Source organism: Plantibacter sp. PA-3-X8 (assembly GCF_003856975.1).
GTDB lineage: Bacteria > Actinomycetota > Actinomycetes > Actinomycetales > Microbacteriaceae > Plantibacter > Plantibacter auratus.
This window is the reverse complement of the sequence record NZ_CP033107.1, coordinates 513,556-540,107: the sequence shown is the minus strand read 5'-3', so window position 1 is coordinate 540,107 and position 26,552 is coordinate 513,556. Positions and strand designations below refer to the sequence as shown.

27 protein-coding genes and 1 pseudogene are annotated in these 26,552 nt (G+C 70.6%); 12 read left to right on the top strand and 16 right to left on the bottom strand.

Annotation, left to right across the window (positions count from 1 at the left end; all coding sequences use genetic code 11):
• Positions 1-39: 39 nt before the first annotated feature.
• The 4 genes and pseudogenes from EAO79_RS02650 to EAO79_RS19280 all read right to left on the bottom strand — a co-directional run.
• Complete coding sequence (locus EAO79_RS02650) at positions 40-699, bottom strand: heme oxygenase (biliverdin-producing) (protein WP_124767684.1); 660 nt, start codon at positions 697-699, stop codon at positions 40-42.
• A gap of 94 nt (positions 700-793) precedes the next feature.
• The gene (locus EAO79_RS02645; protein ID WP_124767683.1) at positions 794-1,408 is read right to left on the bottom strand and encodes a hypothetical protein; all 615 of its coding nucleotides are present in this window, start codon (positions 1,406-1,408) and stop codon (positions 794-796) included.
• A gap of 1 nt (position 1,409) precedes the next feature.
• Positions 1,410-1,820 carry a DUF4383 domain-containing protein gene (locus EAO79_RS02640; protein WP_124767682.1) on the bottom strand — a complete coding sequence of 137 codons (411 nt, stop codon included), beginning with the start codon at positions 1,818-1,820 and terminating at the stop codon, positions 1,410-1,412.
• Between the two features lie 238 nt (positions 1,821-2,058).
• A pseudogene (locus EAO79_RS19280) lies at positions 2,059-2,205 on the bottom strand (DUF2470 domain-containing protein); the annotation flags it as partial.
• Between the two features lie 197 nt (positions 2,206-2,402).
• Here EAO79_RS19280 and EAO79_RS02630 point away from each other — a divergent pair.
• Together EAO79_RS02630 and EAO79_RS02625 are read left to right on the top strand one after the other, a co-directional pair.
• On the top strand, positions 2,403-3,701 hold the full coding sequence (locus EAO79_RS02630) for a serine hydrolase (protein ID WP_164486876.1): 1,299 nt from the start codon (positions 2,403-2,405) through the stop codon (positions 3,699-3,701).
• A gap of 106 nt (positions 3,702-3,807) precedes the next feature.
• Positions 3,808-4,359: a DinB family protein gene (locus EAO79_RS02625; RefSeq protein WP_124767680.1), complete on the top strand. Its 552-nt coding sequence runs from the start codon at positions 3,808-3,810 to the stop codon at positions 4,357-4,359.
• Between the two features lie 26 nt (positions 4,360-4,385).
• On the opposite strand, the gene EAO79_RS02620 is transcribed toward EAO79_RS02625, so the two are convergent.
• Positions 4,386-4,949, bottom strand: coding sequence for an ABATE domain-containing protein (locus EAO79_RS02620; RefSeq protein WP_124767679.1), 564 nt, complete (start codon positions 4,947-4,949; stop codon positions 4,386-4,388).
• A gap of 90 nt (positions 4,950-5,039) precedes the next feature.
• Here EAO79_RS02620 and EAO79_RS02615 point away from each other — a divergent pair, with 90 nt between their 5' ends.
• Positions 5,040-5,975, top strand: coding sequence for a DMT family transporter (locus EAO79_RS02615; RefSeq protein WP_079707429.1), 936 nt, complete (start codon positions 5,040-5,042; stop codon positions 5,973-5,975).
• Between the two features lie 5 nt (positions 5,976-5,980).
• Here the strand turns inward: EAO79_RS02615 and EAO79_RS02610 are convergent, their stop codons facing one another.
• Together EAO79_RS02610 and EAO79_RS02605 are read right to left on the bottom strand one after the other, a co-directional pair.
• Positions 5,981-7,144 (bottom strand): FAD-dependent oxidoreductase, encoded by a 1,164-nt coding sequence (locus EAO79_RS02610; RefSeq protein WP_124767678.1) that lies wholly within the window; start codon positions 7,142-7,144, stop codon positions 5,981-5,983.
• A gap of 63 nt (positions 7,145-7,207) precedes the next feature.
• Positions 7,208-7,780 carry a hypothetical protein gene (locus EAO79_RS02605; protein ID WP_124767677.1) on the bottom strand — a complete coding sequence of 191 codons (573 nt, stop codon included), beginning with the start codon at positions 7,778-7,780 and terminating at the stop codon, positions 7,208-7,210.
• 41 nt (positions 7,781-7,821) lie between these two features.
• Here EAO79_RS02605 and EAO79_RS02600 point away from each other — a divergent pair, with 41 nt between their 5' ends.
• On the top strand, positions 7,822-8,487 hold the full coding sequence (locus EAO79_RS02600) for an SIMPL domain-containing protein (protein WP_124767676.1): 666 nt from the start codon (positions 7,822-7,824) through the stop codon (positions 8,485-8,487).
• A gap of 8 nt (positions 8,488-8,495) precedes the next feature.
• Here EAO79_RS02600 and EAO79_RS02595 read toward each other — a convergent pair whose 3' ends face one another.
• Positions 8,496-9,404, bottom strand: a complete 909-nt coding sequence (locus EAO79_RS02595; RefSeq protein WP_241160966.1) for a DMT family transporter — start codon at positions 9,402-9,404, stop codon at positions 8,496-8,498.
• 82 nt (positions 9,405-9,486) lie between these two features.
• On the opposite strand from EAO79_RS02595, the gene EAO79_RS02590 reads away from it, so the two are divergent.
• Positions 9,487-10,368, top strand: a complete 882-nt coding sequence (locus tag EAO79_RS02590) for a LysR family transcriptional regulator (protein ID WP_079707425.1) — start codon at positions 9,487-9,489, stop codon at positions 10,366-10,368.
• 66 nt (positions 10,369-10,434) lie between these two features.
• Here the strand turns inward: EAO79_RS02590 and EAO79_RS02585 are convergent, their stop codons facing one another.
• Entirely contained in the window at positions 10,435-11,520 is a 1,086-nt protein-coding gene (locus EAO79_RS02585; protein ID WP_124767675.1) for a GTP-binding protein, read from the bottom strand.
• Positions 11,521-11,613: 93 nt separating this feature from the next.
• On the opposite strand from EAO79_RS02585, the gene ykgO reads away from it, so the two are divergent.
• Positions 11,614-11,736 (top strand): type B 50S ribosomal protein L36, encoded by a 123-nt coding sequence (gene ykgO, locus EAO79_RS02580; RefSeq protein WP_079707423.1) that lies wholly within the window; start codon positions 11,614-11,616, stop codon positions 11,734-11,736.
• A 3-nt stretch (positions 11,737-11,739) separates the two neighbouring features.
• Here ykgO and EAO79_RS02575 read toward each other — a convergent pair whose 3' ends face one another.
• The gene (locus EAO79_RS02575) at positions 11,740-12,159 is read right to left on the bottom strand and encodes a hypothetical protein (protein WP_064294781.1); all 420 of its coding nucleotides are present in this window, start codon (positions 12,157-12,159) and stop codon (positions 11,740-11,742) included.
• Positions 12,160-12,401: 242 nt separating this feature from the next.
• Here EAO79_RS02575 and EAO79_RS02570 point away from each other — a divergent pair, with 242 nt between their 5' ends.
• On the top strand, positions 12,402-13,469 hold the full coding sequence (locus EAO79_RS02570; RefSeq protein ID WP_124767674.1) for a LacI family DNA-binding transcriptional regulator: 1,068 nt from the start codon (positions 12,402-12,404) through the stop codon (positions 13,467-13,469).
• Positions 13,470-14,324: 855 nt separating this feature from the next.
• Here the strand turns inward: EAO79_RS02570 and EAO79_RS19495 are convergent.
• Complete coding sequence (locus EAO79_RS19495; protein ID WP_124767673.1) at positions 14,325-15,815, bottom strand: HNH endonuclease signature motif containing protein; 1,491 nt, start codon at positions 15,813-15,815, stop codon at positions 14,325-14,327.
• Positions 15,816-16,103: 288 nt separating this feature from the next.
• Here EAO79_RS19495 and EAO79_RS02560 point away from each other — a divergent pair, with 288 nt between their 5' ends.
• The 3 genes from EAO79_RS02560 (at position 16,104) to EAO79_RS02550 (ending at position 17,969) form a co-directional block, all read left to right on the top strand.
• The gene (locus tag EAO79_RS02560; protein ID WP_124767672.1) at positions 16,104-16,439 is read left to right on the top strand and encodes a nuclear transport factor 2 family protein; all 336 of its coding nucleotides are present in this window, start codon (positions 16,104-16,106) and stop codon (positions 16,437-16,439) included.
• A gap of 134 nt (positions 16,440-16,573) precedes the next feature.
• Entirely contained in the window at positions 16,574-17,176 is a 603-nt protein-coding gene (locus EAO79_RS02555) for a hypothetical protein (RefSeq protein WP_124767671.1), read from the top strand.
• 142 nt (positions 17,177-17,318) lie between these two features.
• Positions 17,319-17,969 carry a GntR family transcriptional regulator gene (locus EAO79_RS02550; RefSeq protein WP_124767670.1) on the top strand — a complete coding sequence of 217 codons (651 nt, stop codon included), beginning with the start codon at positions 17,319-17,321 and terminating at the stop codon, positions 17,967-17,969.
• Positions 17,970-18,028: 59 nt separating this feature from the next.
• Here the strand turns inward: EAO79_RS02550 and EAO79_RS02545 are convergent, their stop codons facing one another.
• The 5 genes from EAO79_RS02545 to EAO79_RS02525 form a co-directional block, all read right to left on the bottom strand.
• Positions 18,029-19,279: an APC family permease gene (locus tag EAO79_RS02545; protein WP_124767669.1), complete on the bottom strand. Its 1,251-nt coding sequence runs from the start codon at positions 19,277-19,279 to the stop codon at positions 18,029-18,031.
• Positions 19,280-19,322: 43 nt separating this feature from the next.
• Positions 19,323-21,323, bottom strand: a complete 2,001-nt coding sequence (locus EAO79_RS02540) for an AarF/ABC1/UbiB kinase family protein (RefSeq protein WP_124767668.1) — start codon at positions 21,321-21,323, stop codon at positions 19,323-19,325.
• Positions 21,324-21,483: 160 nt separating this feature from the next.
• Positions 21,484-22,470, bottom strand: coding sequence for a hypothetical protein (locus EAO79_RS02535; protein ID WP_124767667.1), 987 nt, complete (start codon positions 22,468-22,470; stop codon positions 21,484-21,486).
• Between the two features lie 45 nt (positions 22,471-22,515).
• Positions 22,516-23,658 carry an MFS transporter gene (locus EAO79_RS02530; protein ID WP_124767666.1) on the bottom strand — a complete coding sequence of 381 codons (1,143 nt, stop codon included), beginning with the start codon at positions 23,656-23,658 and terminating at the stop codon, positions 22,516-22,518.
• A gap of 80 nt (positions 23,659-23,738) precedes the next feature.
• The gene (locus tag EAO79_RS02525; RefSeq protein ID WP_206428267.1) at positions 23,739-24,764 is read right to left on the bottom strand and encodes a zinc-dependent alcohol dehydrogenase family protein; all 1,026 of its coding nucleotides are present in this window, start codon (positions 24,762-24,764) and stop codon (positions 23,739-23,741) included.
• A 128-nt stretch (positions 24,765-24,892) separates the two neighbouring features.
• On the opposite strand from EAO79_RS02525, the gene EAO79_RS02520 reads away from it, so the two are divergent.
• Both EAO79_RS02520 and EAO79_RS02515 read left to right on the top strand, forming a co-directional pair.
• Positions 24,893-25,825: a helix-turn-helix domain-containing protein gene (locus tag EAO79_RS02520; protein ID WP_124767665.1), complete on the top strand. Its 933-nt coding sequence runs from the start codon at positions 24,893-24,895 to the stop codon at positions 25,823-25,825.
• Positions 25,825-26,547, top strand: a complete 723-nt coding sequence (locus EAO79_RS02515) for an SDR family NAD(P)-dependent oxidoreductase (protein WP_124767664.1) — start codon at positions 25,825-25,827, stop codon at positions 26,545-26,547. Before EAO79_RS02520 ends, EAO79_RS02515 begins: the two co-directional genes overlap by 1 nt.
• Positions 26,548-26,552: the final 5 nt, after the last annotated feature.

Here is a 26,552-nt window from a genome sequence, read left to right as displayed (position 1 = left end):
CGACCGCGCGGCACCCGGCCGAAAGCTGAGACGGACGGATCAGGCGACGTCGGTCGCTGCGGCCTTCGCGGTCGCGAGGTCGCGGAAGAGGTCGGTGTTGAAGCGGTACGCCACCATGACCTCGTCGATCACGCGGGCCTGCTCCTCGTCGTCCCACGGGACGGCGTCGAGCTGCTCGCGGTAGGTGTCCTTGAACTCGCGCGGCTTCGCGATGTCGCCGAAGAGGTAGAAGCCGACGCCGTTGGTGTCGAAGCCGAACTGACGCTGCATGAGCGTGCGGATGATCTGCCCGCCCGAGAGGTCGCCGAGGTACCGGGTGTAGTGGTGCGCGACGAAGCCGCCGGGCCAGACGGCGCCGACCTCGTTGATCCGTGCCACGTACCGGGCAGTGGTGGGGAGTGGGGTGATCTGTTCGCGCCAGTCCGGACCGATGAGGAACTCGAGGTCCTGCACGATGGCGGGGAGCCGCGTCAGCTTGTCGCTGATGAACGGAGCGGCGACGGCATCGGCGCGCATGCGGTCGGCTGCGGCCTCGAGGGCCTCGTAGATGAAGAAGTGCTGCGCGACGAGGGCGACGTAGTCCTCCTTCGAACCCTTCCCGGTCATGAGGTCGCTCATGAAGTCCGCCCCCTCGCTGGAGGAGTGGCCGGAGGATGTGCGCTCGCGCAGGGCCTGGGAGAAGGGGATCACAGTGCTCATGTCGGACTCCGCGTCGGCTGGTTCGGTAAGGGTTGCCTAAGTGTAACGGGCAGGGCTCGTGAACGGGAGGGTGGATCTGTCGCTGTGGAGGGAATCAGTGGCTGCTGTGCAGGGAACCGTGCGGAACCGCGAACGCACCGGCGTTGGTCTGGGCCAGTGCCGGTGTGGTGATCGCCGCCACGACCGCTGCCCCGGCGAGCAGGGTGAGCACGTACCGTCCGGTGCTCGGCTCGCGACGTCGCCGACGGCTCGCTCGCGTCAGCAGGGCGTCGAGCTCGAGTTCGTCCGGCGCCGTCGAGGCGAGGGTGACCCGCCGGAGCCGCCGTGCGAGCACCCCGGCGACGATGAGCAGCAGGACCGTGGACGAGAGGGTCGGCAGGAACGGCGGCACGGTCGTGACACCGAGGGAGGCGAGTCCGTACAGCGCCACCCAGACGACGACCGTGCCCACCGTGCCGGCGAAGGACGCTCGGAGGCCCGGCACCCGGTCGCGGACGAGGACCACGACGGACCACAGCAGTGCGGCGACGCCCAGGGTGACGAGCGGGATCGCGCCCACGGGGGAGGACCCGGCGCCGGTCGCGATCAGCACGAGACCGGCGCCGAGCGCGCACATCGCGAGCAGGCTGTTCGAGATCGACGTCGTACCGGTGCGGACCGCGGTGTCGCCTCCCGCTCGGACGTCCTGACGCTCGACGGAGAGCGACATGTCAGGCCGTCGCCACCCGGTGCGTGCGCTTGTCCGCAGCCAGTCCGGCACCGAGCAGCACCACGGCGCTCGCGAGGTGGAGGAAGTGGTCGGCCGTGTTGAGCGCGAGGATGTTGAGCGCGGAGCCCACGATGAAGAATCCGACGACACCGAGCAGGAGGTAGAACCCGCCGATCACCGTGTTGACGGTCTTGGCTGCGACGACGTTCGAGAGCCCGGCGATGAGCAGTGCCGCGCCGATGAGGACGTGCGCGATGTTGTGCAGCGGGTTGACCTCGAAGACCCCGAGGAGGAGACCGCCCTCGGTGGTGAGGAACGGCAGGCCGCCCGCGACGATCCCGCCGAGGAGTCCGACGACCACGTAGACCGCGCCGAAGACGGTCGCGAGCAGACGGTTGGGTGAATGACGCATGGGAATGCCTCCTGATCCTTCGTGCCGCGAATCGTCTCGGGGCGTTGAGGAGTTCGGAGGTGCGGGCGTCGACGGTTTGGTCACCTGAGGTGGTCATCGGCGGTCGACGGCCGAGGGCGGCCGTCGCCCAGTCGTGCGGGCGTGGCTCCACGCCCAGACGGGCGCACGCGGCGTCGTAGAGTGCGACGACCTCGCGTCGGATCTCGCCGCGCTCGGTGATGGTGCCGGCGGGCCAGGGCACCCGCCCACCCGCGGCGGTGCCGTCGACCGTCCAGGTCCACTCGCCACCCGTCCCGTCCAGCGCGATCATGGTGGCGGCTTCGGCTGCCGGTTCCAGGAAGGCGCGCACGATGAGCACGTTGTCGTCGGGGTGGTCGCCGTTCATGTGTGCCAGGACGGCGTCGACGGTGGTCTGGGGGAAGGCGTTCGAGGTCACCTCTCCAGGGAACACCATCGACGGGCCCCGCACCAGGTCCGCCGCCCGAGTGACCGGCACGCGGCGTGCGACCGCAGCTCTCAGCCGCGCCCGGTTACAATCGGGAACAGTCTGCAGCTCCGCAGGCCGCTCATCAGGGGGATGACTTGACTGCAACAGCTCCGAGGCGCCGGCGTCTCGCCGCACTCCTTACCGCGGCGACCCTCGCGACGGTGCTCGTCGGCTGCTCGGGCCCCTCGGTGTCCGACACCGACTTCCCCGACCAGGTCAGCGGCACGCTCGCGAGCGACACGACCGACGCCATCACGGCGGCGGTCGAGGCCGCTGTCGCCCAGTCCGGATCCTCCGGCGCCATCGTCGGCGTCTGGGCGCCGTGGGCCGGGAGCTTCACGGCCGGCGTCGGCACGACCGAGCCGGGTGGCAAGACCAAGATGGACCCGTCCATGGTCTACCGCATCGGCGACACCACGCGCCCGATGACCTGCACCGTGCTCCTCGAGCTCGTCGACGAGGGCAAGATCAAGCTCACCGACCAGGTCCACAAGACGCTCCCGCAGGTTCAGGGCATCGAGGGCATCACCTACCAGCAGCTGTGCCAGGGCACGTCGGGGCTCGGTACCTACACGCCCGCGCTCAACACCCAGTTCACCACCAACCCGACCCGCAACTGGTCGATGGCCGAGATCCTCGCGAACGGCCTCGCGAGCGGGACCCGGACGGCTCCGGGGGCACTCTTCGGTTCGAGCGACACCGGGTACATCCTGCTCGGCATGGCGCTCGAGGAGCTGACCGGTCAGTCCTGGCAGTCCCTGTACGACCACTACGTCTTCTCGCCGCTCGGCATGTCGAAGTCCAGCTTCCCCGACGCCTCCACCGTCGAGCTTCCGGGGTCGCATCCCAAGGGGTACCTGACGCCGCGCATCGCGGACGGCACCTACCAGTGCGACGCACCGACGGACGAGACCGAGCTGTCGCCCTCGATGGTGTGGACCGCCGGTGGCGTCGTCTCCTCGGTCGACGATCTGCGGAAGTTCACCCAATCATTCGCGTCCGGCTCGCTGCTGAACGACAGCACCTTCAAGAAGCAGTGGAAGGACCCCGTCTCGCTCGGCGAGGCTGAGCCGACCTGGAAGAGCTTCGGTGTGGGCGGGTTGCAGGTCGGTCCCCTCCGGGGGCAGGCCGGCGCGATCCCCGGCTCGCTCTCGGCGGCCTTCTCCGACCCGACCTCCGGACTGACGGTCGTCGTCATGCTCAACAACTCGACGCTCGGTGCGGGCTTCGCGCAGACGCTCGCGATGCAGCTCGCCTCGATCGGTGCGAAGGCGGCACCGGCGAGCGGCCAGAAGGCCCCCGAGATCGCACTCCCGTGGTCCGGGCAGCAGATGGCGGAGCAGCTCGCCGCCTCGGCGATGGTGTGCGCCCCGCCGGTCGCCCCCGCCGGGTAGCGGAGGCATCGGCACGGTGCCGCCAGCGGGTGAGCGTGGCGGCGGATCGCGGCACGATGACGCTTTCGCGAGGGCGCTGGGCCGTGCCGCTTCCTAGAGTGAACCCATGACGACGAACACCCCCGAGGACGACACCATCGTCCCGGACACGAAGAACTGGACCTGGGTCCTCGAGCGCGCCTGTCCCGAGTGCGGGATGGACACGTCGCGGTTCGGGTTCCGGGACCTCCCCGGGTTGATCCTGGAGAACGCCGCCGCGTGGCCGGCGGTGCTGGAGCGTGCCGACGTCCGGGAGCGGCCCGACCCGCAGACCTGGTCGCCGCTCGAGTACGCGGCCCACGTGCGGGACGTGTTCCGCATCTTCGACGTCCGGCTGCGGCTCGTCCTCGACGAAGACGATCCCGCGTTCGAGAACTGGGACCAGGACGCGACGGCTCTCGAGGAGCGCTACGGCGAGCAGGACCCGAACCGGGTGTCGGCGGAGCTGGTCGAGGCCGCGACGGTGCTCGCGGCAGCGTTCGAGCGGGTACCGGACGAGGCGCTCACGCGGACGGGTCGACGGAGCGACGGCGCGCGCTTCACGACCGAGACCCTCGGCCGCTACTTCATCCACGACCCGGTGCACCATCTCTGGGATGTGACGAGCGCGCGGTCGTGAGCGTCGTCCGGGCCTGCTGACGACCGCTACTGCGCCCGCGCGCGGAACGCGATCGTGTTGACGCGGTTGCTGCAGCGGACGGAGCAGTAGCGTTTCGAACCGTTGCGGGACAGGTCGACGAGCAGGCCGTCGCAATCCTCGGCGGCGCAGAGCCGCAGGCGGTCCCAGGCGTCGGACCGGACGACGTCGACGAGTGCCATGGCGATCTCGGTCTGGACGCGGTCGACGAGCGGTGCGTCGAACTCGGTGGCGTGGAGGTGCCAGTCGAAGCCGTCGTGGCGGCGCAGCTGGGGGAGCGCGGCGGACTCCCGGAGCATCGCGTTGATCTCGGTGACGGCGCGGTCGCGGGTGTCCGGGGCGTCCGCGTCGGAGGCCCAGAGTGCGTGGATCCGTTCCCGGAGCCTGGCCACCGCGGTCCGCTCGGGCTCATCGCCGTCGACCCGACCCGAGTACCGAATGACCCGCAGGAGCTCGACGAGTTGTGGCGGTGTCGCGAGCTCGTCGAGTCCGCTCCGGGACGCCGATGCGCGGGTGTTCACGAGCAGCGCGGCGAAGAGCAGCGCATCCTCGGTGTCAGGGGCAAAATGCAAGTTGACTCCTTACTCTCTCCGAGAGTAGCTTCATCTCAGCCGGGCGTCCACCTCTTCTGCCGGCCCCACTCGCGGCAGCTGGAGACACCCATGAAGCACACGTCCTCGACCACGGTCGGTCTGCTCGTCGCGGTACTCGCCGCGGTCGCGTTCGGCACCTCCGGAGCATTCATCAAACCGGTGCTCGCATCGGGGTGGAGTCCCGCTGCCGCGGTCACCGTCCGTGCCCTGATCGGTGGCCTGGTGCTCGCCCCGTTCGCCCTCATCGCGCTCCGCGGTCGCTGGGACGCGGTCTGGCGTGGACGCTGGCGACTGCTCGGCATGGGCCTCATCGGGGTGGCGGCGACGCAGCTCGTCTACTTCGCGGCGCTGCAGACCATCGCCGTCGGGACCGCGATCCTCGTCGAGTACATGGCACCGCTGCTGCTCGTCGCCGTCGCATGGGTGCTGACCCGACGTCGTCCTGCGACGGTCGTGCTCGTCGGCTCCGTCGTGTCGCTCGTCGGGCTCGTGCTCGTCGTCGCTCCGAGCGGTGGCTCGACGCTCGACCCGGTCGGCCTGCTGTTCGCCATCCTCGCGATGGTGGGCTGCGCCGCGTACTACGTCATCTCAGCGCGGCCGGCGAAGGGGTTGCCTCCGGTGGCGTTCGCCGCCATCGGTCTGCTCATCGGGGCGCTCAGTCTGTGGCTCGCGGGGCTCGTCGGCGTGCCGTTCACGACCTCCGACGCCGACGTCACGGTGCTCGGCACCGACGTCGTGTGGTGGGTGCCGCTCCTGTTCGTCGGGGTGGTGTCGACGGCCGTCGCCTATGCGGCGAGCATCACCGCGAGTCAGATGCTCGGCTCCCGACTGGCCTCCTTCGCGGGCCTCCTCGAGGTGGTCGCGGCGACCGGGTTCGCCTGGATCCTCCTGGGGGAGCAGCTGTCGCTCGCGCAGCTCCTCGGTGGAGTCTGCATCCTGCTCGGGATCGGCTTCGTGCGCTCCGAGCGGGCTCCCGCCGTGCCGATCCCCGTCGCGGTGCAGTGACGGGGTCAGCGGTGTGAGACAGGGACGGCGGCGTCGAGGTCGGCGAGGATCGCCATGACCGCCGCCCGCCCGGCCCGGTTCGCGCCGACCGTCGACGCTGAGGGGCCGTACCCGATGAGGTGCACCCGCGGCTCGTCGGCCGCCCTGGTGCCGTCGATCCGGATACCGCCCCCGGGCAGTCGGATGCCGAGCGGTGCGAGGTGGTCGAGCGCCGCTCGGAACCCGGTGGCCCAGAGGATGGCGTCGACCGGGAGGAACGAGCCGTCGGCGAGGACGACCCCGTGCTCCTCGATGCGGCGGAACATCGGCTGACGCACCAGGACACCGCGCGCCTCGGCCGCTCGCGCCCACGGCGTCCAGTGCATCCCCGTCACGGAGATCACGCTGCCCGGTGGGAGGCCTTGGCGCACGCGTTCCTCGACACCCTTGATCGCCTCCACCCGGGCGGCGGTGTCGAAGTCGTCCTCCACCCACTCCGGTTCGCGTCGTGTCATCCACACCGTCTCCGCCACCCGCGAGATCTCCTCGAGCAGCTGGATGGCCGAGATGCCGGCACCGACGACGACGACGCGTTGGCCGCGGAACTCGTCAGCGGAGACGTAGTCGGCCACGTGCAGCTGGCGTCCGGCGAAGTGTTCCCGTCCCGGGTACGCGGGCCAGAACGGTTTCGTCCAGGTGCCCGTCGCGTTCACGACCGCCCGCGCCCGGAACACGGCGGCGGGGGAGTCGGTGCCAGAAGAGTCAGCGCCCGAGGAGTCGGCGCTCGCCGCGGTCTCGACGAGGAGTCGACCGTGCGGGTCGTCGTCCTCGCGGCGGACGGCGCGGACCTGCACCGGGCGGCGGACTGCGAGGGCGAAACGCTCCTCGAACGCCGCGAAGTACGGCGGGATGACGTCGACACTCGGCGAGGCGGGATCGAGCTCGGGCTTCGGCATGCCGGGCAGGTCGTAGATCCCGTTGACGGTCGACATGGTGAGCGACCGCCATCGGTGCTGCCAGGCGCCGCCCGGGGCGTCGTTCGCGTCGAGGACGACGAAGGTGCGTGCTGCGGTCGCGGCCTCGGTGGTGCCCAGCGGGACGAATCCGCGGCGATGCAGGTGGTACGCGGCCGACAGCCCGGCTTGACCCGCGCCGATCACGACGACGTCGACGGTCTCCGGAGTGCTCACGTGCTCTGCAACGCCGTCGACCGCTCCGGCATTTCCGACGGCGTCCGAGCTCGCGTCCGCGATTCAGCCGTGAGCCAGGACCTGCACGCCGATGACGACGACACCCAGGAGCACGAGGGCCGCGAGCGCGATGAGCTGTTGCCAGACGGACAGCCGGGCGCGCCGGACGGCGACCCACCCGCTGAGCCCGAGAGTGACGAGGTAGACGATCGCGGACACGCGGAGGGACGTCTCGAGTTCCATGACGTCGAACACGGCGAGCACGAGCAGGATGGTGGGGGTCGCGACGGTGAGGAGCGAGCCCCACGCGATCCGGAGCATGGAGTGCCACCCGCGCTCGTCGGGGAACGCGCCGTGGGCGGCGAGGTGCGCGATCATCTCGGCGACCAGGCCGGCGAGGGTGATGCCGACCACGCCGATGACGAGCGAGAAGAGCGCATCCGGCGCGTCGTGGTGCTCCACGTTCGCCGCCAGCACGAGGACGATCGCGAGGCCGGTGAAGGTCGCGTGGACGCGCTCCTTGAGGTACTTCGCGACCGTCTCGACGTCGCCGGGCGGCAGCCCACGTCCCGCCGGACCGTGTGCGTCCCGCTGCCGTCCACGTCGTCGATCCGCCCAGGTTCCGCCGTCCGTCATGGTCCAGAGCGTAGCCGCCGTCGCGGGATAGAGTGCCGGGTATGAGCGAAACGATCATCACCGTCGAGGGCCGCTTCGACTACCACCACCCGGCTGAGCGTGGGACCGTCCTCATCTCGGCGGGGTTCCAGGGGCCGGAACGTGAGCCCGTCGTCTCCCGGACCACCGCGCTGCACCGGGCGCTCAGCCAGACGGCGGAGCAGTTCCGCGCGCAGTCGGCCGTGACCTGGTGGTCGGCCGACCGGCTGCGGGTGTGGAGTGAGCGGCCGTGGAACAAGGACGGGAAGCAGTTGCCGCTCGTGCACCATGCGTCGGTCGCGCTCGAGGTGAAGTTCGCCGACCTCCAGGCGCTGGCCCGCTGGGCCGAGGAGATCGCGGTCCAGGACGGCGTCACGGTGACGGGTGTCACGTGGGCGCTCACCGAGGCGACGAAGCACCGCATCACGGCCGAGGCCCAGCACAACGCCGTCCGCGACGCCGTGGACCGCGCGACCGCCTACGCGCGGAGCCTCGGGCTGGGCACCGTGCGGCCTGTTGCGCTGGCCGATCCCGGCATGCTGGGTGACGAGACCCGCACCTCGGGGACCCAGACCGCGGCGCCGATGATGCGCGGGGCCGCCGCACCCGCCGGCGATACCGGCCTCGACCTGAAGCCGGAGGACATCACCGTGTCCTCCCGGGTGCACGCCCGCTTCGCCGCTTCCTGACCTGACGATCAGCTCGGCGCGATGCTCGGCTGCACCTCGGGTGCGCGACCGCGCCGAGCTGAGAGCACGGCGCCGATTCCGGCACCGACCACGCAGGCGATGCCGAGCCACTGCGGTGTCGTGAGCTCCTGCCCGAGCACGAGGAGTCCGGCGATCGCGGCGATGGCCGGCGCGGACGCGAGCAGGATCGAGAAGGTCGCGGCGCTGAGTCGTCGGAGGGCGACGAACTCCAGCGCGTACGGCACGGCCGACGAGAGTGCGGCGACACCCAGCCCGAGCAGGAGGATGACGGGATCGAACAAAGCGGTGCCGGCGGTCGTCGCGGCGAGCGGGATGGTCACGAGGGCGCCGATAGCGGCGGCGATCGCCAGACCGTTCAAGCCGGGGAACTCCGTCCCCGTCCGCGCCGACAGCAGGATGTAGCCGATCCAGAGGGCGCCGGCGGCGAGCGCGAGGATGACGCCGAGCGGGTCGAGTGCGGCCGTCGGTCCGCTGTGGAGGAGCCCCCCGCCGAGGAGGAGGACGCCGACGAGGGCGACGCCCGCCCAGAGCGCGCTCGTCCATCGACGACCCGCGATGACGCTGAGCGCCAGCGGGCCGAGGATCTCGAGGGTCACCGCCGGGCCGAGCGGGATGCGGTCCAGTGCCAGGTAGAAGCAGACGTTCATCGCGGCGAGGACGAGCCCGAAGCCGACCGCCGATCCCCAGGCGCTCCTCGGGTGTCCGCCCAGGGCCGGGCGGGCGACGGCCAGCAGGATGAGCGCGGCGAACACGAGCCGCAGCGTCACCATGCCGATCGGACCGACCTGCGGGAACAGCGTGACCGCGATCGACGCGCCGAGCTCCTGGCAGACGAGTCCGGCCAGGACGAGGAGGGCGCCGGTCGCCGCCTGGCTCGGTCGCGGTCTGCGGATCACTGCACCACGCTAGGGCGCCCCGGTCACCGAGCTTGTCGAGGTGCCGCCCCAGCCGGGCTCGCCCGTGCGGCATCATGAGGGCATGAGGATCGACGAACTCGCGTACCTTCGGGCGCTCGCCGAAGACGGTCACGTCCCGTACGCCGCTGAGGCGCTCGGTATCTCCCAGTCGACGCTCACGCGGGCGATCGGTCGGCTCGAGGCGGACGCCGGGGTCGAGTTGTTCGATCGCCACCGCAGCCGGCTCGAACTCAACCGCTACGGCGAGATCCTCCTCGTGCACGCGCTGCGGGCGCAGACCGAGCTCGACAATGCGCAGTCGCGGATCGACGAGCTCCGCGACCCCTCGGCCGGACTCGTGTCCATCGCCTACGTCTCGTCCCTCGGTGGCTGGCTCATTCCGCGCATCGTGAGCGAGTACCGCCAGCTGCTGCCGGACATCCGGTTCGTCCTCGACGGCGGGAAGGCCGACAGCGTGCTGGACGCGCTCCGCTCCGGCTCGGCCGACGTCGCCTTCCTCAGCCCGGAACCGCGGGATCCGGACATCGAGTGGCGTCCGCTCACCTCCGAGCGGCTCGCGCTCGGCGTGCCGGTCGGGCATGCGCTCGCCGATCGGACGTCGTTGGCTGCGTCCGACCTCGAGCAGACGGAGTTCCTCGCGATGACGACGGACTCGGGGCTCCGGCAGATCGCGGACGCGTACTTCGCGAGGCATGGCGTCGTGCCCCGCGTGACGATGGAGGTGTCCGAGCTGTCGACGCTCCGTGGTCTCGTACGCGCCGGGGTCGGGATCGCGGTCCTCCCCGATTCCACGAGCATGGAGGGCGTCGTGCTCGTCCCGCTCGACGACGAGGCGGTCCGGGTGATCGGTGTCGCCACCAGCCGTGCCCGGGCGGTGTCGCCGGCCGTCGAGCAGTTCGTGCGGTTCGTCCGCGAGGAGTGGGTGAGCGCGCGGATCCACTGAGCCGCCCAAACCTGCACGACATCGACCGGGATCCGAACCGTTTCGGGCAGTTGACGGGCCGGCCGCTCAGTGTTCGTGGGTGGTGCTCCATGGCGTGAAGGCGTCCGGGTAGTGCGCCCACGCCGCCGGCCCGGCGAGGAGTTCCTCATCCGTCAGGGTGCAGGCGTGCAGGGCAGCGGAGATGGCGACCTCGTCGAGGTCGATCCCGGTGACGACGAGCTCCTGACCGAGCGGTGCGCCGGGGTCGTTCGTCTCGAACGACGTGGGTTCCAGATCGATCATCGTGCCGACGTGTTGGAGGACGCCGACGCGGGAGGCGCGCGTCGCGAGGACGAGGAACCCCGCCGTACGGATGACCTGGCCGAACCGCCCCGCCTCGATCGGTCCGTCGAAGCACGCGAGGAGTCGTTCCGGGTGCATCGGTCGGGGGCTGTCGAACCGCAGGGTGGTCACGCGCTCGTGATCCACCCACGGCCGGTGCTCGCCGTTCAGCGTCGCGATCCACCCGGGGGACGTGCTGAAGCGGTCCAGTTCGAACGGGGAGTCGCGGTAGCGGGCGAGCGGCTCACGGTTGCTCGCGGTCGCCGGAGTGCCGGGTGTGGCGCGCGGTCGGGCCGCGACCGGCTCGACCATCCGCGTCAGTGCCGTCGGGTTGAGGTGGCTGAGGAGCGCGAGGAGCACCGCGAGCCGCTCGTGAGTGACGCCACGTCGGCCGGCGACGGCGATGGTGTCCGCGTACTCGAGCTGCTCCACGGTGATCATCGACCGCGCGGTGTACGCCGTATCGCCGTCCTCGTCGTGGGTGACGTACTCGTCGTCCTGGAGGTCGTGCAGGAGATGGGCTGCGTCGACGACGGTCACGACGGCGTCCAGGACGGCCGTGTCGCGGTGCCCGAGGACGGCGGAGACCGCGTCGACCGGGCGGACCGTGCTCCCGCAATCGAGGACGAGGTGCCGGGGAGCGAGCGGGTGTCGCGCGACGGCGTCGATCGCGTCGTCGATGTCAGGGTGGGCACTCTCGGCGTCGTCTTGCCGCTCGATCGTGACGAGCGCCGCGGACCTTCCGGCGACCTGTCGGGCGACGGTGCGACGCTCCGGCGGACAGGTGCCGAGGACGAGCGTCACGGTCAGCGGGATGCGAGGCGTGGTCACGGCGGGTTCTCCTGGTCGATGGGTGCTACAGTGCGTTCTGTTGAGAATCGTTCTCAACAAGGTAGCACGCATCGTGATCACCAGGAGGTCGCCATGAAGGTCCGCGCATCACTCAAGTCGCTCAAGGACAAGCCGGGGTCGCAGATCGTCCGCCGCCGTGGCCGGGTGTTCGTCATCAACAAGCAGAACCCGCGGTGGAAGGGTCGCCAGGGCTGAGCGTCAGCCGCGCACCACGTTCACGACGATCGTGACGACACCCAGTGCGGCGATCACGTACGCCCAGAAGCGGACGGGGATGAAGAAGAGTGTGGAGCTCGGGCGACTGTAGAGCTGCTCGCCGGTCTGCGGGTGGCGCACGGGGACGGCCTCCTGCTTCACGGTGATGCCGTGCTCGTTGACGTACGGCTGCGCGAGCTGCTGCCACACGACGACCGGCCGCGGTGCATCAAGCTTCGCCAGCGCGAACTTCCCGAAGGCCCAGCACGCGACGGCGCCGAGCAGGAATCCGATGCCGACGAACACCCCGGACTGCGCCGATCCGCCGTCGGGCGAGACGATCGCCTTGATGAGGAAGCCGGCGCCGACGGAGAGCCCGAAGATCAGGAAGACGACGATGCCCCAACGGGTCCAGATGATCATGTGTGCTCCTCTTCGGGTGTCGGTCGCGACGCGCAGCTGATCACGCGGCACCCGCGCGACCGTCGGCTCGTCCATCACGGTACCGAGGTCGGCTGTCCACCCGCGATGGGGAGCGGTGCCCATCGCGGCGGACCTGACGAACCGCTGGAGGTGCGCTGAGAGCGCGAACACGCCGCGCATCGACGGATACGCTGCTCTCAGCGAGACGTGCGGACGTCGCCAGGTGGGAGCCGGTGGGGCTGGTGGGTAACGACGACGAGAAGACACGGGTCGCGACGATCTTCGATGTGGCGCGTCTGGCCGGAGTCTCACACCAGACCGTCTCGCGGGTGCTCAACGATCTGCCGAACGTGCGCCCCGCGACGCGGCAACGGGTCGAGCAGGCGATCGCCCAACTGCGGTACACGCCCTCGCAGGCCGCACGGTCGCTCGTCACCCGCCGTTCACGCACGATCGGTCTGATCACGACCGGTGGGCCGGACTACGGGCCGTCGAGCACGGCGCTCGGCTTCAACGAGGCTGCACGGGATGCCCGGTATGCCGTGAGCATGGCGAGCATGCTGGAGTCGGATCCGGCGTCGCTGCGGCAGGCCGTCGAGTTGCTGCTGCGGCAGAACGTCGAGGCGATCGTGCTCATCGCGGCGCATCGTGGGGCGCTCGACGCGGTGCGCGGGATCGAGCTCGGGGTGCCGCTCGTCGCGGTCGAGTCGAGTCGTCGGGACGGGTTCCACCGTGTCTCCATCGACCAGTACCAGGGGGCGCGGATCCTCGTCGACCACCTCGTCGGGTTGGGGCATCGCCGTATCGTCCATCTCGCGGGTCCGGCGGATTCGGTGGACGCGTTGGAGCGGGTGCGGGGGTGGCGTGACGCGCTGTCCGAGCACGGGCTCGTCGCCCGGGAGCCGTTGGTGGGCGACTGGACGCCGGCGAGCGGGTTCCGGCTCGGGCGGGAGCTCGTGGCGGACCTCGGTGTCGGAGACGATGACGACGGGCGGTCTGGCGAGCGGCTCGGTGAGGTGTTCACGGCCGTGTTCGCGGCGAACGACCAGATGGCGCTCGGGGTGATCCACGCGCTGTCGGAGCGGGGCCTGCGGGTGCCGGGTGATGTGAGCGTCGTCGGGTTCGATGACATCCCGGAGGCTGAGCACTTCGCGCCGCCGCTGACGACGATGCGGCAGGACTTCCCGGCGCTCGGGCGGACGATCATGTCGACGCTGCTCGAGGTGCTGAGCGATGCGGACTCCGTCGGCGTGGCGCATTCGGTGCCGCAGCTCATCGTGCGGGAGTCGACGGCGGCGCCGAGCGCCTGAGCTGGGCTCGATCCCGTTCCTCGGCCCGGCGCCCCGCACCCGAGGCAGCAGCCACGGTCCTCGAGGCGGTGTCCCAGGTCCCTGAGCTTGTCGAAGGGCAGGTGGGTTGGTTCCTCGTGGGTCCGTCGACAGGCTCAGGGACCGGGGTGGCTGGGTTGTCGAGGACGGCGTCGGTCGCTGAGCGTGTACGAGGCATGGTGGTTCCCGTCTCGGTCCCTGAGCTTGTCGAAGGGCAGGTTCAACGGTTGTTCGTGGGCCCTTCGACAGGCTCAGGGGGCGGGATGGCTGGGCTGTCGAGGACGGCGTCGGTCGCTGGGCGCGTCCGAGGCAGGGCGGTTCGCGACTCGGTCCCTGAGCTTGTCGAAGGGTGGTTCCCGTTTCGGTCGCTGAGCGTGTCCGAGGCAGGGTGGTTCGCGTCTTGGTCCCTGAGCTTGTCGAAGGGCAGGTTCAACGGTTGTTCGTGGGCCCTTCGACAGGCTCAGGGGGCGGGATGGCTGGGCTGTCGAGGACGGCGTCGGTCGCTGGGCGCGTCCGAGGCAGGGCGGTTCGCGACTCGGTCCCTGAGCTTGTCGAAGGGTGGTTCCCGTTTCGGTCGCTGAGCGTGTCCGAGGCAGGGTGGTTCGCGTCTTGGTCCCTGAGCTTGTCGAAGGGCAGGTTCAACGGTTGTTCGTGGGCCCTTCGACAGGCTCAGGGACCGGGGTGGCTGGGTTGTCGAGGACGGCGTCGGTCGCTGAGTGTGTCCGAGGCAGGGCGGTTCGCGTCTCGGTCCCTGAGCTTGTCGAAGGGTGGTTCTCGTGTCGGTCCCTGAGCTTGTCGGAGGGCAGGCCGGTGTGCAGGCAGAGGGGTGCCCCGGGTTCAGGCGGCGAGGTGGAGGCGTCCGCCTCGGATGGGTGTTTGGTGGCGGTCGATGTGGCTGGGTGGGATGAACCAGGGGATGCCGTTTTGGATGGTGATGGTCCAGTGGTCGTCGTGGATGCGGTGGTGGTGGAAGGGGCAGAGGAGTATGCCGTTGTCGAGGTTGGTGGGTCCGCCTTGGGACCACCATCGGATGTGGTGGGCTTCGGTGAAGGAGGGTGGGTGGGTGCAGCCGGTCCAGGCGCAGCCGCCGTCGCGTTCGGCGAGGGCGAGTTTCTGTCCGCGGGAGAACAGGCGGGTGCTGGTGCCGAGGTCGAGGACCTGGGAGGGGCCGCTCAACACCATGGGGATGAGGTTGGCGTCGGCGGCGAGGCGGCGGAGGGCGCCGGGGCCGATGGGTTCGTCGACGCCGTCGATGGTGGCAGCACCGAGGCCGGTTTCGAGGGTGTCATGGTCGGTGCGGATGATGACGGTGACGGGGGTGAGTTCGGTGGCGGCGCGACCGCAGCCGGCCAGGTGTCGGAAGGTCTCGGTGAGGGCGATGGCGCGTCGCCGGTCGGTGGGGATGAGCGTGGGTCCGTCGGGCATGGGGTGACCGGATCCGTCGGGTTGGTGGGCGGGGTCGGCCGTGTCGGGGTGGGTGAAGTGGGGTTTGTGGTGGGTGGCGCCGATGAGGGCGTCGAGGCCGGCGCGGATGAAGGCGGCGCTTTCTGGGGCGAGTTCGGCGCGGAGGAGGGTCATGCCGGTGGGGAGTTCGTGGATGGTGCAGCGTTCTGCTCGGCGGAGGAGTTCGTCGCGGGGTTCGCGGCCGTCTTGGTCGAGGCGGGTGCGGACGAGTTTGGCGATGCGGGTGACGTCGTGCAGGGGCGCGTGGGCGGCGTGCTCGACCGCGATGACCGATGCCGCCTGGAGTTCGGGTTTGGTGCAGATGCGGCCGGCGTTGCGGAGCTCGCGGACGATGACCGCGGCACCGTCGACGCTCAGGGGTGCTCTGGGTGTGCCGCCATCGCTTGACGGGCGGGTGTCATCCGGGACTGCGTCGGTGTTCGATGACTCGGGACTGGCGGCCGGTTCGAGGGCGGCAGCGACCGCCGGGAACGGGCACTCCTCCAACTCGCCGAGCAGCCCGCGCGGCTGGGTGATCGCAGCACCGACCTCCGCGATCGCCGCGCCGCGGGCGCGTGCCACCCGCCACCGCTCGGACACCATGACACCCGGGTTCGCGTAACCAGCGGCGCGCACGAGCGTGCCGTCGCGGCGGGAAGGCGACGGGCGCAACGCGATTGCACCGGTGACGCGGGCGGCGAGGACCTCGACCGCATGCTGCACGGCACCGAGCTCGTCGAGGACGCGGAGGATCGCCTCGTCGTTCATGTTCTCGAGCTGCTCCGCGACACCCGAGCCCGGACGGATCGCGTCGAGCGCGCCCTGCCAGACCGCATCGAACCCGGCCGCGGCGGCGGCGAGCGGGTTCGGTGCGGTGCTGGTCATGGATCCATCCAAACACGGACCACTGACATTCGAACGCGCACCGAATCGGACCCTGATCTGGGTATTTATCCGACAGTTGATGCTTGCTCGGGGTGCCCTTCGACAAGCTCAGGGACCGGCCGTGACGCGGTCGCCGAGCCGGTCGAGGTGCGGAGGGGGAGGTTGCTCGTGGGCCCTTCGACAGGCTCAGGGAACGAGTCTCCGCAGTCGTCGAGGTGCGGTCCGGGAAGGGCCCCACGCGGACACCTTCCCCGACCGCAGCGCCAGGCCCGCGCGTAGGATCACCGCATGCGTTCATCGGCGATCGACACGGTTCTGGCGTTCATGCGTGCGTTCCGCGAGCAGGATCGCGCTGCTGCCGAGGCGCTCATGCACGCGGACTTCGTCTTCACGAGCCCGCAGGACGACCACATCGACCGAATGATCTGGCTGGAACGCTGCTTCCCGAGCGCCGACCATTTCGACACCCCCGGCGCGACGCTCCAGATCGTCGAGACCGACGGCATCGTCCTCCACCGCTACGAGTACGTCGTGCACGGGAAGACGTACCGCAATATGGAGGCGACTCGTGTCGTCGACGGCACCGTCCGAGAGGTCGAGGTCTACTTCGGTGGCGCCGTCTGAGGAGCTGGAGCGAACGTGCGCATCGCCGGCCCCGCGGTACCAAGACGCCGCATAGCCGCTCCGTGCGACCGCGTCACCCGCGACCGGCCATCCGGCGACGAATCGCACCAGGGCGCGTCTGGCAGAATTGAGTCATGCGCATCAGTTCTCGTCGAACGACCCTGGCAGCGGCTCTCACGGTCGCTGCCATCGCCCTCACCGGTTGCTCCGCCGGCTCCTCGTCGGACGCGGATCGATCCTCCGCCTCGCCGACGCCGTCGGTGTCGCAGCCGCCGAGCACGCCCCTCCAGGAGCACACGCTCACCGACGACGTCGACGGCACGAAGGTGACCGCCCTCGCGATCGTCGAGGACTTCCCGGCGCCCGCAGGCACCACCGACGGCCTGCGTCCGATGCTCGTCCAGGTTCGACTCGAAGCCGGCGACGAGTACGGCGGCAGCGTCTTCCCCTACCGGGTCTCGGTCACCACCCGCGCCGTCAACCTCGACTACGTGACGCTCGGCCTCGGAACGCCCGAAGAGCTGAAGGCCCCGATGGCGTCCGCCGGCTACTCGCTCCTCCAGGCGACACCGGCCGGCGAGACGGCGACCGGCTGGATCGGCGCCTGGGTCCGCACCGATGAGACCGAGTTCGACCTCGTCTACGACCGCCCCGAGGGCAAGGTCATCGGGGGCAGCAAGAGCGGCGAGGTCGTGCCGCCGAGTCGCGACATCGTCCCGCTGATCCCTCAGGACTAGCCGCCTGCGGGAGGGCGTCCCGGCGATGTCCGCGCGGAGACCCCGCCCGTCAGGTGTCGTCGAATCTCCCGTCAACTCCGGGTGGATCCGCTGATATTCGGTACGCTGATGGCATAGCATTCGCCGACGAAGGAGATCCCGCATGCCCGTGCCCTCAGCCAACCCGCCCGTCGAGCGTCGTTCACTCCGCGAGGTCGCCGTCGAGCGCATCCGCACGGCCATCTTCGACGGCACCCTCGAGCCCGGCGAGCACCTCAACGACGGCGAACTGCAGTCCTGGCTCGGGATATCCCGCACGCCGATCCGCGAGGCCCTCAACGACCTCGCCCGCGTCGGCCTCATCGAGATGGCCGCGCAGCGGTACACCCGCGTCGCCCTGCCCGACCCGGCGCAGCGCACCGAGGTCATGCAGACGCTGGGCGCGATGCTCGGCGGTGTCGTCCGCGTCACCGTCCCCGGCCTCGGCGCGACGCAGAAGAAGGCGCTCGTCCGCTCGATCAACCAGGTGATCGTGGTCGTCGAGCAGCGCGACATCGCCGAGCACGGGCGACTCAGCTGGGAGCTCTTCGACGCGTTCATCGCCGCCTGCCCGAACGCCACGCTCGTCGCGGCGACCAAGGACATCATCGACGGCCTCACCTACCGGTCCTCCGCGACGCGCACCGAGGAGAACACCGACTGGGCTGCCAAGGAGCAGGGCTACCCGGCGCTCCGCGAGGCGGTCGAGGCCGGCGACGCGATCGCCGCCGAGCTGGCCGTCGAGAACATCTTCCGCCTCTCCGCGCAGCTGTAGCCGGTCGGCACTTCGACACGCGGATCCTGAGCGTGTCGAAGGGCAGTGGCCGGGTTCGGTCACCGAGCCTGTCGAGGTGCCAGCATCGCCCGCCCGGCGAACCCGAGGAGCACGACCACCGTGCCCACGATGACCGACGTCGGCGGCAGCGTGAACATGAGGACCACGCAACCGACGGCTCCGAACACGCTCACCGCCCGCGGGTACCGTCGGTGCTCGCGCGTCTGGCGGTACGCCGCGACGTTGGCGACCACGTAGTAGAGCAGGACGCCGAACGAGGAGAACCCGATCGCGCTCCGGAGGTCGACGAGCAGGACGAGGACGATGACGACCGCCCCGACGAGCAGTTCCGCGCGGTAGGGGGTCGCGAAGCGCGGGTGCACCGCGTCGAGGGCGCGCGGCAGGTCGCCGGTCCTCGCCATCGCGAAGGCGGTCCGGCCGATGCCCGCGAACACCGCGAGGAGCGCCCCCAGACAGGCCGCCGCCGCACCGAGTCGCACCAGCGTCGCAGCCCACGGCCACCCGTTCGTCTCCACCACCGCGGCCAACGGTCGCGCACTGGACGCGAGGCCGTCCGCGCCGAGCGTGAGCAACGACACGACGGCGACGGCCACGTAGACGACCACGGCGACGACGAAGGCGATCCCGATGGCGCGGGGGATCGTCTTGGCCGGGTCGCGGACCTCCTCGCCCAGGGTCGCGATCCGCGCGTACCCGGCGAAGGCGAAGAACAGCAGCCCCGCCGACTGCAGCACGGCGAGCGGGCTGGCGTCGAACCCGAGCGACGCGACCCCCGTCGAACCGGCCTCCGGCCCGACGATGCCTGAACCGACGACCACGGCGAGCACCAGGAGGACGGCCACCACGATCACCCGGGTCGCGGTCGCGGTGCGGGTGACCCCGAGGCAGTTGGTCACGACCACCGCGGCGACCGCGACCGCGGCGACCGGACGACTCCACTCGGCCGGTGCCGCATACGCCGCGAAGGCGACCGCCATGGCTGCGGCGCTCGCGGTCTTGCCCACCACGAAGCTCCATCCGGCGGCGAAGCCCCACCACGGCCCGATGAGTTCGCGGCCGTAGAGGTAGGTGCCGCCAGCCGAGGGGAGTTGCGCGGCGAGTTGCGCGGAGGACATCGCGTTGCAGCAGGCGACGACCGCGGCGATCACGAGCCCGATGAGGAGTCCCGCGCCGGCGACCTGCGCCGCCGGCTGGAACACCGCGAAGACCCCGGCGCCCATCATCGAGCCCAGGCCGATGAACACCGCGGCGCTCGTGCCCAGGCGTCGCTGCAGTCGGGGGTCGCTCACCCGATCACGGTAGCGCCGTCAGGTGAACAGTGGGGTGCTCCGGTCACCGACCCCTGCGGACGACGGTCTGCCGCAGGACGCGCAGCAGCCCCAGGAAGCCGAGGAACCCGATGAACGCCGCGATGAGATCGAACACCCGTAGGCCGCCGGGGAGGACCGGGCCGGCACCGGTGACGACGAGGACCACGGCGATCACCAGGGCGGCGATCGAGATCAGGGTTCCGACGATCTCAGCGGTCACGCCTTCCACGAGCCCCTTCGCCGGTTCGTCGGCGAAGCCCTTCAGCGTCACGCCGACGGTCCCGTCCTCGAGTCCGGACAGCAGCGAGTCCAGTCGACGTGGGAGGTTGCGGGCCAACGCGGCGGTGACGGCGGCCTGCGCCTGCAGGGTGACCGCCGTCTGCCGGATGGACTGCGAGCGGCGGAGGAGCCGCGGGACCATCGGGAGGGCCTGTTCGAACATGTCGAAGTCGGGGTCGAGCGCTTTGAGGCACCCTTCGAGGGTCGCGAAACTGCGGAACGCGGCGGCGAGGTCGCCGGGGAGCGCGATGTGGTGCTGCCGGATGACGTCGAGGAGTCGGCTGAAGATCGAGCCGTCGCCACCGGGGCGGTGGCGCTCGGTCGTGATGACGATGCCCACGTCGTGGCGGAGGGCGTCGAGGTCGGCGTCCTCAGGCAGGTCGACGATGAGCAGGAGGGCGTCGGTCGCCGCGATGTCGTCCTCGCTGACGGTCGCGAGCATCACCGCGGTGAGCCGCTGCCGCTGGCTGCGCTCGATGACGCCGACGGCCCCGAAGTCGATCAGCCCGAGCGACCCGTCCTCGCGGAGGATGACGTTGCCCGGGTGGAGGTCGGCGTGGAAGACCCCGTGCACGAGGATCTGTTCGAGCACGACCTCCATGAGGCCGGTCGCGAGGGTCTCGCGTTCCTCCTTGGGGATGGTCGCGATCCGGTCCCGCGCTCGACTGAGCGGCAACCCGTCGACGAGGTCCATGGTGAGCAGGCGGGCGCCGGAGGCCGCCGGATAGACGCGCGGCACCGTGATCCGGACGCCCTCGTCGCGCTCCTCGCGACGCTTCAAGGTGCTGCGGATCATCTCCACGTTGCGGGCTTCGATCCGGTAGTCGAGCTCTTCGAGCAGCGTCGAGGTGAAGGCGCGCGCGACGGACGCGAGGCGGAGGTCCTGCCCGAACTTGGTGTGCGTCTCAGCGCGCTCGGCGAGGCGGACGACGATGTCGGCGTCGGCCTCGACCTGCACCCGAGCGGCCGGTCGCTGGACCTTCACGACCACGGGGGTACCGTCGAGCAGCTCGGCGGTGTGCACCTGCGCGACGGACGCGGCCGCGAGCGGTTCGGAGTCGATCGACGCGAACACGGTGTCGATGGGAGCACCGAGTTCCGTCTCGATGACGACCTGGACCTCGTGCCAGGGCAGCGTGGTCGCTTCGGACTGCAGCGACGCGAGGGCACTGAGGTACGGCTCGGGCACCAGGTCGCGTCTCGTCGAGAGCACCTGTCCGAGCTTCACGAAGGTGACGCCCGAGTCGTTGATCGTTGCGATGATCGCGTTGGCGCGCTGCTCACTCGTGGTGAGTTCGAGTTGGACGCGGGATCGGCCGTGCACGAGCCAGCCCGCGCCGTGCCGTGACGCGATGGTGAGGATCTGCAGGTATCGCCTCGTCCGTCGCCGTCGTTTGATCGCCGAGCGGACGACGTCGATCGGGTTCATCAGCGGCCGGGTCGGGATGATGACCTCGATGGCGACGAGGACACCGAGGCCGAGCGCGAAGATCCAACCGATCGCGAGGAGCGCCACGGCGATCGCTGCGAAGGCCGCTCGAGCATCTCCGGCCTCACCAGGCTGGACCAGGCCGGTCTGTTGCAGCAGCCAGTTCACGAACGGTGGGCCGGTGACGAACACGACGAGCCCGACGAGGATGCTGCGCGGCCATCCGACCGGGGCGTCGAGCACCCGCCGCGCGGCGAATCCGAGGAGCAGTGCCGACACGACCGCCAGGACGATGGTGAGTGCGTCAGTCAGCATCCGGCATCCCCTCGTGGGTCGAGCGGTCGTCTCGCCCCGCCCGCCAGCGTATCCGGCCCGGCTGAGCGAGCGCGAGCGCTGATGCGCTCACCGAGAGTGCGCAAGACGCTCTCAAACGAGGCCTGAGCGGACATCTTCTGCACTCTCGGTGGGTGGGCCGTCACCCGAGGGCGTGGCGTTGTCGGATGAGTTCCTGCAGTCGCTCGTCACGGCGGTCGGCGTCCGCCCTGACCATCGCGCGGAGCGATGCGTCGTAGACCGATGCCGCCTGCTCCGTCGTGGTCCCGAGCACTGCCGCGATGCGCTCCAACGCCTCGTCGTCCGACACCGCGCTCCGGACCACCTCGGCGATCTCGGGCCAGGACCGGCGGGCGCCGACTCGCAACTGCTCTGCTTCGATCTGTCGATCGAAGGCTCGGCGCTCGCCCGCGGGGTCGGCCCGGTGGCGGTTCTGCTTGGCTACCTGACGCGCGACCAGCTCAGCGGTCAGCTCGACCAGGAGCGGCTCGGCGAGACGAAGCCCGAGTTCGACGACCACGACGTGGAGGTCGTAGGGGCCGGGCTCCAGTGAGGTGGGGTCGGACTGCAGCTGGAGTTGCACCGGGACTCGGGCGTACTCCCCGGGGTCGAGCGGGACGGCACGATCCGCTGCGGAACTGACCCAGCCGAAGGAGAACTCGGTTCCGCCTGGCGCGGTAAGCGCCCCGACGGCACGGAATCCCTCGTTCTCGGGCGTCCATCTGGTGGTGCCCGCGTTGACGATGTCGATCGCCAGCTCGCTCGGATCGTGCTGCTCCTCCACGAACGACGGCCAGCGGAGCACCAAGCCCTGTCGGCGCTCGGCCCGGCTCGGGCGCACGACCAACGTGTCCGGGTGCACGCGCACCACCGGAGGCTGCTCTCCCGGATGCAGCTGTGCCACGCGCCAGGTCCGGTGGTCCGCGTCGACCGGCGAACCGAGGTACACCGCACCGCTTTCCAGCCGGCGGAGCACCCGCCAACCAGCCGACGGTGACCCGGCGGTGGTCTCGTCGACGCCACAGGCCAGTTCGTCCGCCAGCTCCGAGAGTGTCGTGCCGTCGCCGGTGAGTGCGTCCCGGTCGACCTCGAGGTCCCCGATCCGCGGTGCGTCGTCCATGGAAGCCATGCCCGATGGTCTCACGCGACCGCCGCCATCGGCTCGGCCTCCGCGTCACCCCGCGGTGAAGGCCGAGCGGCGTCCCACGGCCGTGAGCAGCAGCGCAGCGAGTCCGAGGGCGATCATGACGACCGGGAGGATCAGCCCGTCGAAGGTGCCGAGGAGGAGAGCCCCGAGGACACCGCCGGCGAAGATCGCGAGATTGAACGCGACGGGCAGGAAGGAGTTCGCGACGTCCGAGTGCTCGCGTCCCGATCGGGTGAGTGCCGACTGCAGCTGGGCGGAGGAGCCACCGAACGCCAGCCCCCACAGGACAGTCGCAATGAGGACGGCGACGATCGACGCGTGGCCGAGCAGGAGTAGCGCGCCCGCCACGACGAACGTCGCGACGCTCACGTGGAGCAGCGCGCGCGGAGCCCGGTCGATGAGCGCCGCCGTGAGACCGATGCCCGCGATGGACGCGACGCCGTAGACGAGCAGCACGAGATCGGCCCCGAGCCCCGTGCCCGAAGCCCGAAGGAACGGCGAGATGTAGGTGTAGACGGTGTTGTGAGCCAGCATCCAGACGACGATCACCGCCAGGACGACCGCGACACCGGGCAGGACGAGCACCCGCCGAAGCGGGAGCCGTGCCGAGCGAGGCTGCCCTGCCGCGTCGGGTACGAACACAGCGATGGACACGAGCACGACGAGCGCGAGCACCGTGAGTCCTCCGAACGCCCAGCGCCAGTCGAACGCGGTGCCCAGCCAGGCGCCGAGCGGTGTCCCGAGCGCCAACCCGGCGGGCGCTCCGACGGACACGATCGACAGTGCGAGGCCTCCACGGTCGGGCGGGCTGATGCGACGCCCGTAGGCGGCGAGCATGCCCCAGATCACCCCGCAGAACGCACCGGCGACGAACCGCGACACCAGCGCGACGACGACGTCCCCCGCGACCGCGGTCGCGGTGTTCGCGAGGATCAGCCCGACGATCGCGCCGAGGAGGAGTGGCTTGCGACGCATGCCACGGGTGAGGGCGAGCGCCGGGACCGTCACGATCACGGTCCCGAGCGCCCACACACTGATGAACTGACCGATCAGGCCCTCGCTCGTGTCGAGATCCCGGGCGATGACCGGGAGGAGCCCGGCCGGCATCGTCTCCGCGGCCACGAGGACGAACCCCATCGCGGCGAGGGCCGCCAGTGCGAACCAGGGCATCCGGGTGGGCGTCCCGGCTACGGGGAGGGTCGACGCCCCGACCGGCGCGTCCGGCGTCGAAGTGATCGGTGCCGCGGGGCTCACAGCGTCAACAGCACCTTGATCGCACGGCGCTCGTCCATGGCCAGGTAGCCCTCGGCCGCGTCCTCGAGCGGCAGCGTGAGGTCGAAGACCTTCCCCGGGTCGATCCTCCGATCCCAGATCATTCGGATGAGCTCGGGGAGGAACCGTCGCACCGGCGCCGGCCCACCGTGCAGGTGCACCTCGGCGAAGAAGAGCTCGTCGAGCGGCAGCGAGACACCCTCGTGGGCGACGCCGACGAAGCCGACGTGGCCGCCACCGCGAGTGGAGCGGATCGCCTGCAGCATGGACTCCTCGGTGCCGACCGCCTCGATGACGCTGTGCGCGCCGAGACCGCCGGTCAGCTCCTTGATCCGTGCGACACCCTCGGCGCCGCGCTCCTCGACGATGTCGGTCGCACCGAACTCACGGGCGAGCGCCTGCCGGTCGGCGTGACGCGACATCGCGATGATGCGTTCCGCCCCGAGCTCCCGGGCCGCGAGGACGCCCATGAGCCCGACGGCCCCGTCACCGACGACCACGACCGTCTTCCCCGGCCCCACCTCGGCGGCGACCGCGGCGAACCAGCCCGTCCCGAGCACGTCGGACGCGGCGAGCAGCGAGGGGATGAGCTCCGCGTCCGGCTGCCCGGGGGTCGCCACGAGTGTGCCGTCGGCGTGGGGGATGCGTGCGAGCTGAGCCTGCGTGCCCGCGGCGACCGACACGAACTCGGCGTGCACGCACTTCGACTGGTACCCCGCGTGACAGATCTCACAGGTGTTGTCGGAGGTCACGAAGGAGCCCACGACGAAGTCGCCGACGGCGACCGTCCGCACGTCCTCGCCGACCTGCTCGACGACGCCGACGTACTCGTGCCCCATGTTCGTGTGGTCGACGGGCTCGACGCCGCGGTACGGCCACAGGTCGGACCCGCAGATGCAGGTCGCCGTGAGCCGGACGACGGCGTCGGTCGGGTCGACGATGGTGGGGTTCGGACGGTCCTCGACCCGGACGTCGCCGGGCGAGTGCATGACGACTGCGCGCATGTGTGCTCCTTCTGTCGGGTGGTGCAGGCGACCAGTCAACGCCTCGGGCAACGCGGGAGGGAGTCCCGCCTGAGAGGTGTACTGAGAGGGCACCTGTCGGCTCGCCTCGACGACGTATCGTCGGAGGCATGGACGATCGAGCAGACGTACGCGAGTTCCTCATGACGCGTCGGGCACGGCTGACCCCGGAACTCGCCGGCCTCACCGCGGGCCCCAACCGACGGGTGGCCGGGCTGCGGCGATCCGAGGTGGCGGCGCTCGCCGGGGTCAGTGTCGAGTACTACGCGAAGCTGGAGCGCGGGGCGATCGCCGGAGCATCGTCGACCGTCCTCGACGCCATCGCCCGTGCGCTGCAGCTCGACGAGGCGGAACGCACCCACCTGTTCGACCTCGCCCGCGCGGCCGACGGTGTCCCGCTCTCCGGTCGGCCGCGTCGCCGGGCGGCCAAGAACCCCGCGACCCGGCCGAGCCTGCACTGGATGCTCGACGCGATCACCGACGGCATCGCCTTCGTCCGCAACACCCACCAGGACCTGCTCGCGACCAACGAGCTCGGGCGCGCGTTCTACTCGCCCGTCATCGGCGACGGCGGGCGCACGCCGAACCTCGCGCGGTTCCAGTTCCTCGACCCGGCCTCCCGGGACTTCTACCCCGACTGGGACGTCTTCGCCGAGATGTGCGTCTCGGTCATGCGTGCCGAGGCGGGCCGGGACCCGCACGACAAGGGACTGCACGACCTCGTCGGTGAGCTGTCGACCCGGAGTGACGCCTTCCGCACGCTCTGGGGAGCGCACAACGTGCGCACCCACGGCACGGGAACGAAGCGGTTCAACCACCCGATCGTCGGCGAGATGACCTTCGCCTACGAGGAGCTCGCGATCACGGCCGACCCCGGTCACGTCGTGCTCGTCTACACGGCGCAGCCCGGCTCGCCGTCCGCCGAGCGACTGCAGTTGCTCGCGAACTGGGCGGCGTCCCAGCGGGAGGCTGAGCAGGGTGACGCTGCGGCGGTCACGAACCAGCCCGACACCAGCGAGGCCGGACGGGCAGGGGGTCGCTGATGCCGCGCATCCTGGTGACCGGTGCCGCCGTCGGCCTGGGGCTCGGCGCCGCGACCGAGCTGGTCGAGCACGGGCACGAGGTGCTCGTCCACGTACGGAGCATCGCCCGCGCCGACGGCGTCCGGCTGCTCGACGAGCCCTCCGCGCACCTCGTCACCGGTGACCTCGCCACCCTCGACGGCGTCCATGAGCTCGCGGAGCAGGTCGCCGCAGCCGGTCCCGTGGACGCGATCATCCACAACGCCGGCGTCCTGGACGGAGCGGCCGTCCTGCCGGTCAACGTGGTCGCGCCCTACCTGCTGAGCGCCCTGGTCCCCGCGCGGCGACTCGTGTTCCTCAGCAGCAGCATGCACCGCGGCGGCACCGCGACGCTCGACGGTCTCGACTGGTCGGGTTCGACGAGGACGGCGAGCTACTCCGACAGCAAACTCCTCGTGACCGTCCTCGCGGCGGCCATCGCGCGAGTGCGTCCCGGGGTGTTCAGCAACGCGGTCGACCCGGGGTGGGTCCCGACACGGATGGGCGGCCCGAACGCGCCCGACGACCTGGAACTCGGGCACCGGACCCAGGTGGCGCTCGCCGAAGGGCGCGGCGCAGACACCTCCGGCTACTGGCACCACCAGCGACGCGAGGAGCCGCACCGCGCGGTCCGCGACGAGGCGTTCCAGGACGAGCTGCTGCTCGCCCTCGCCGAGCACGCGGGCGTCTCGCTGCTGCCGTGATCTCC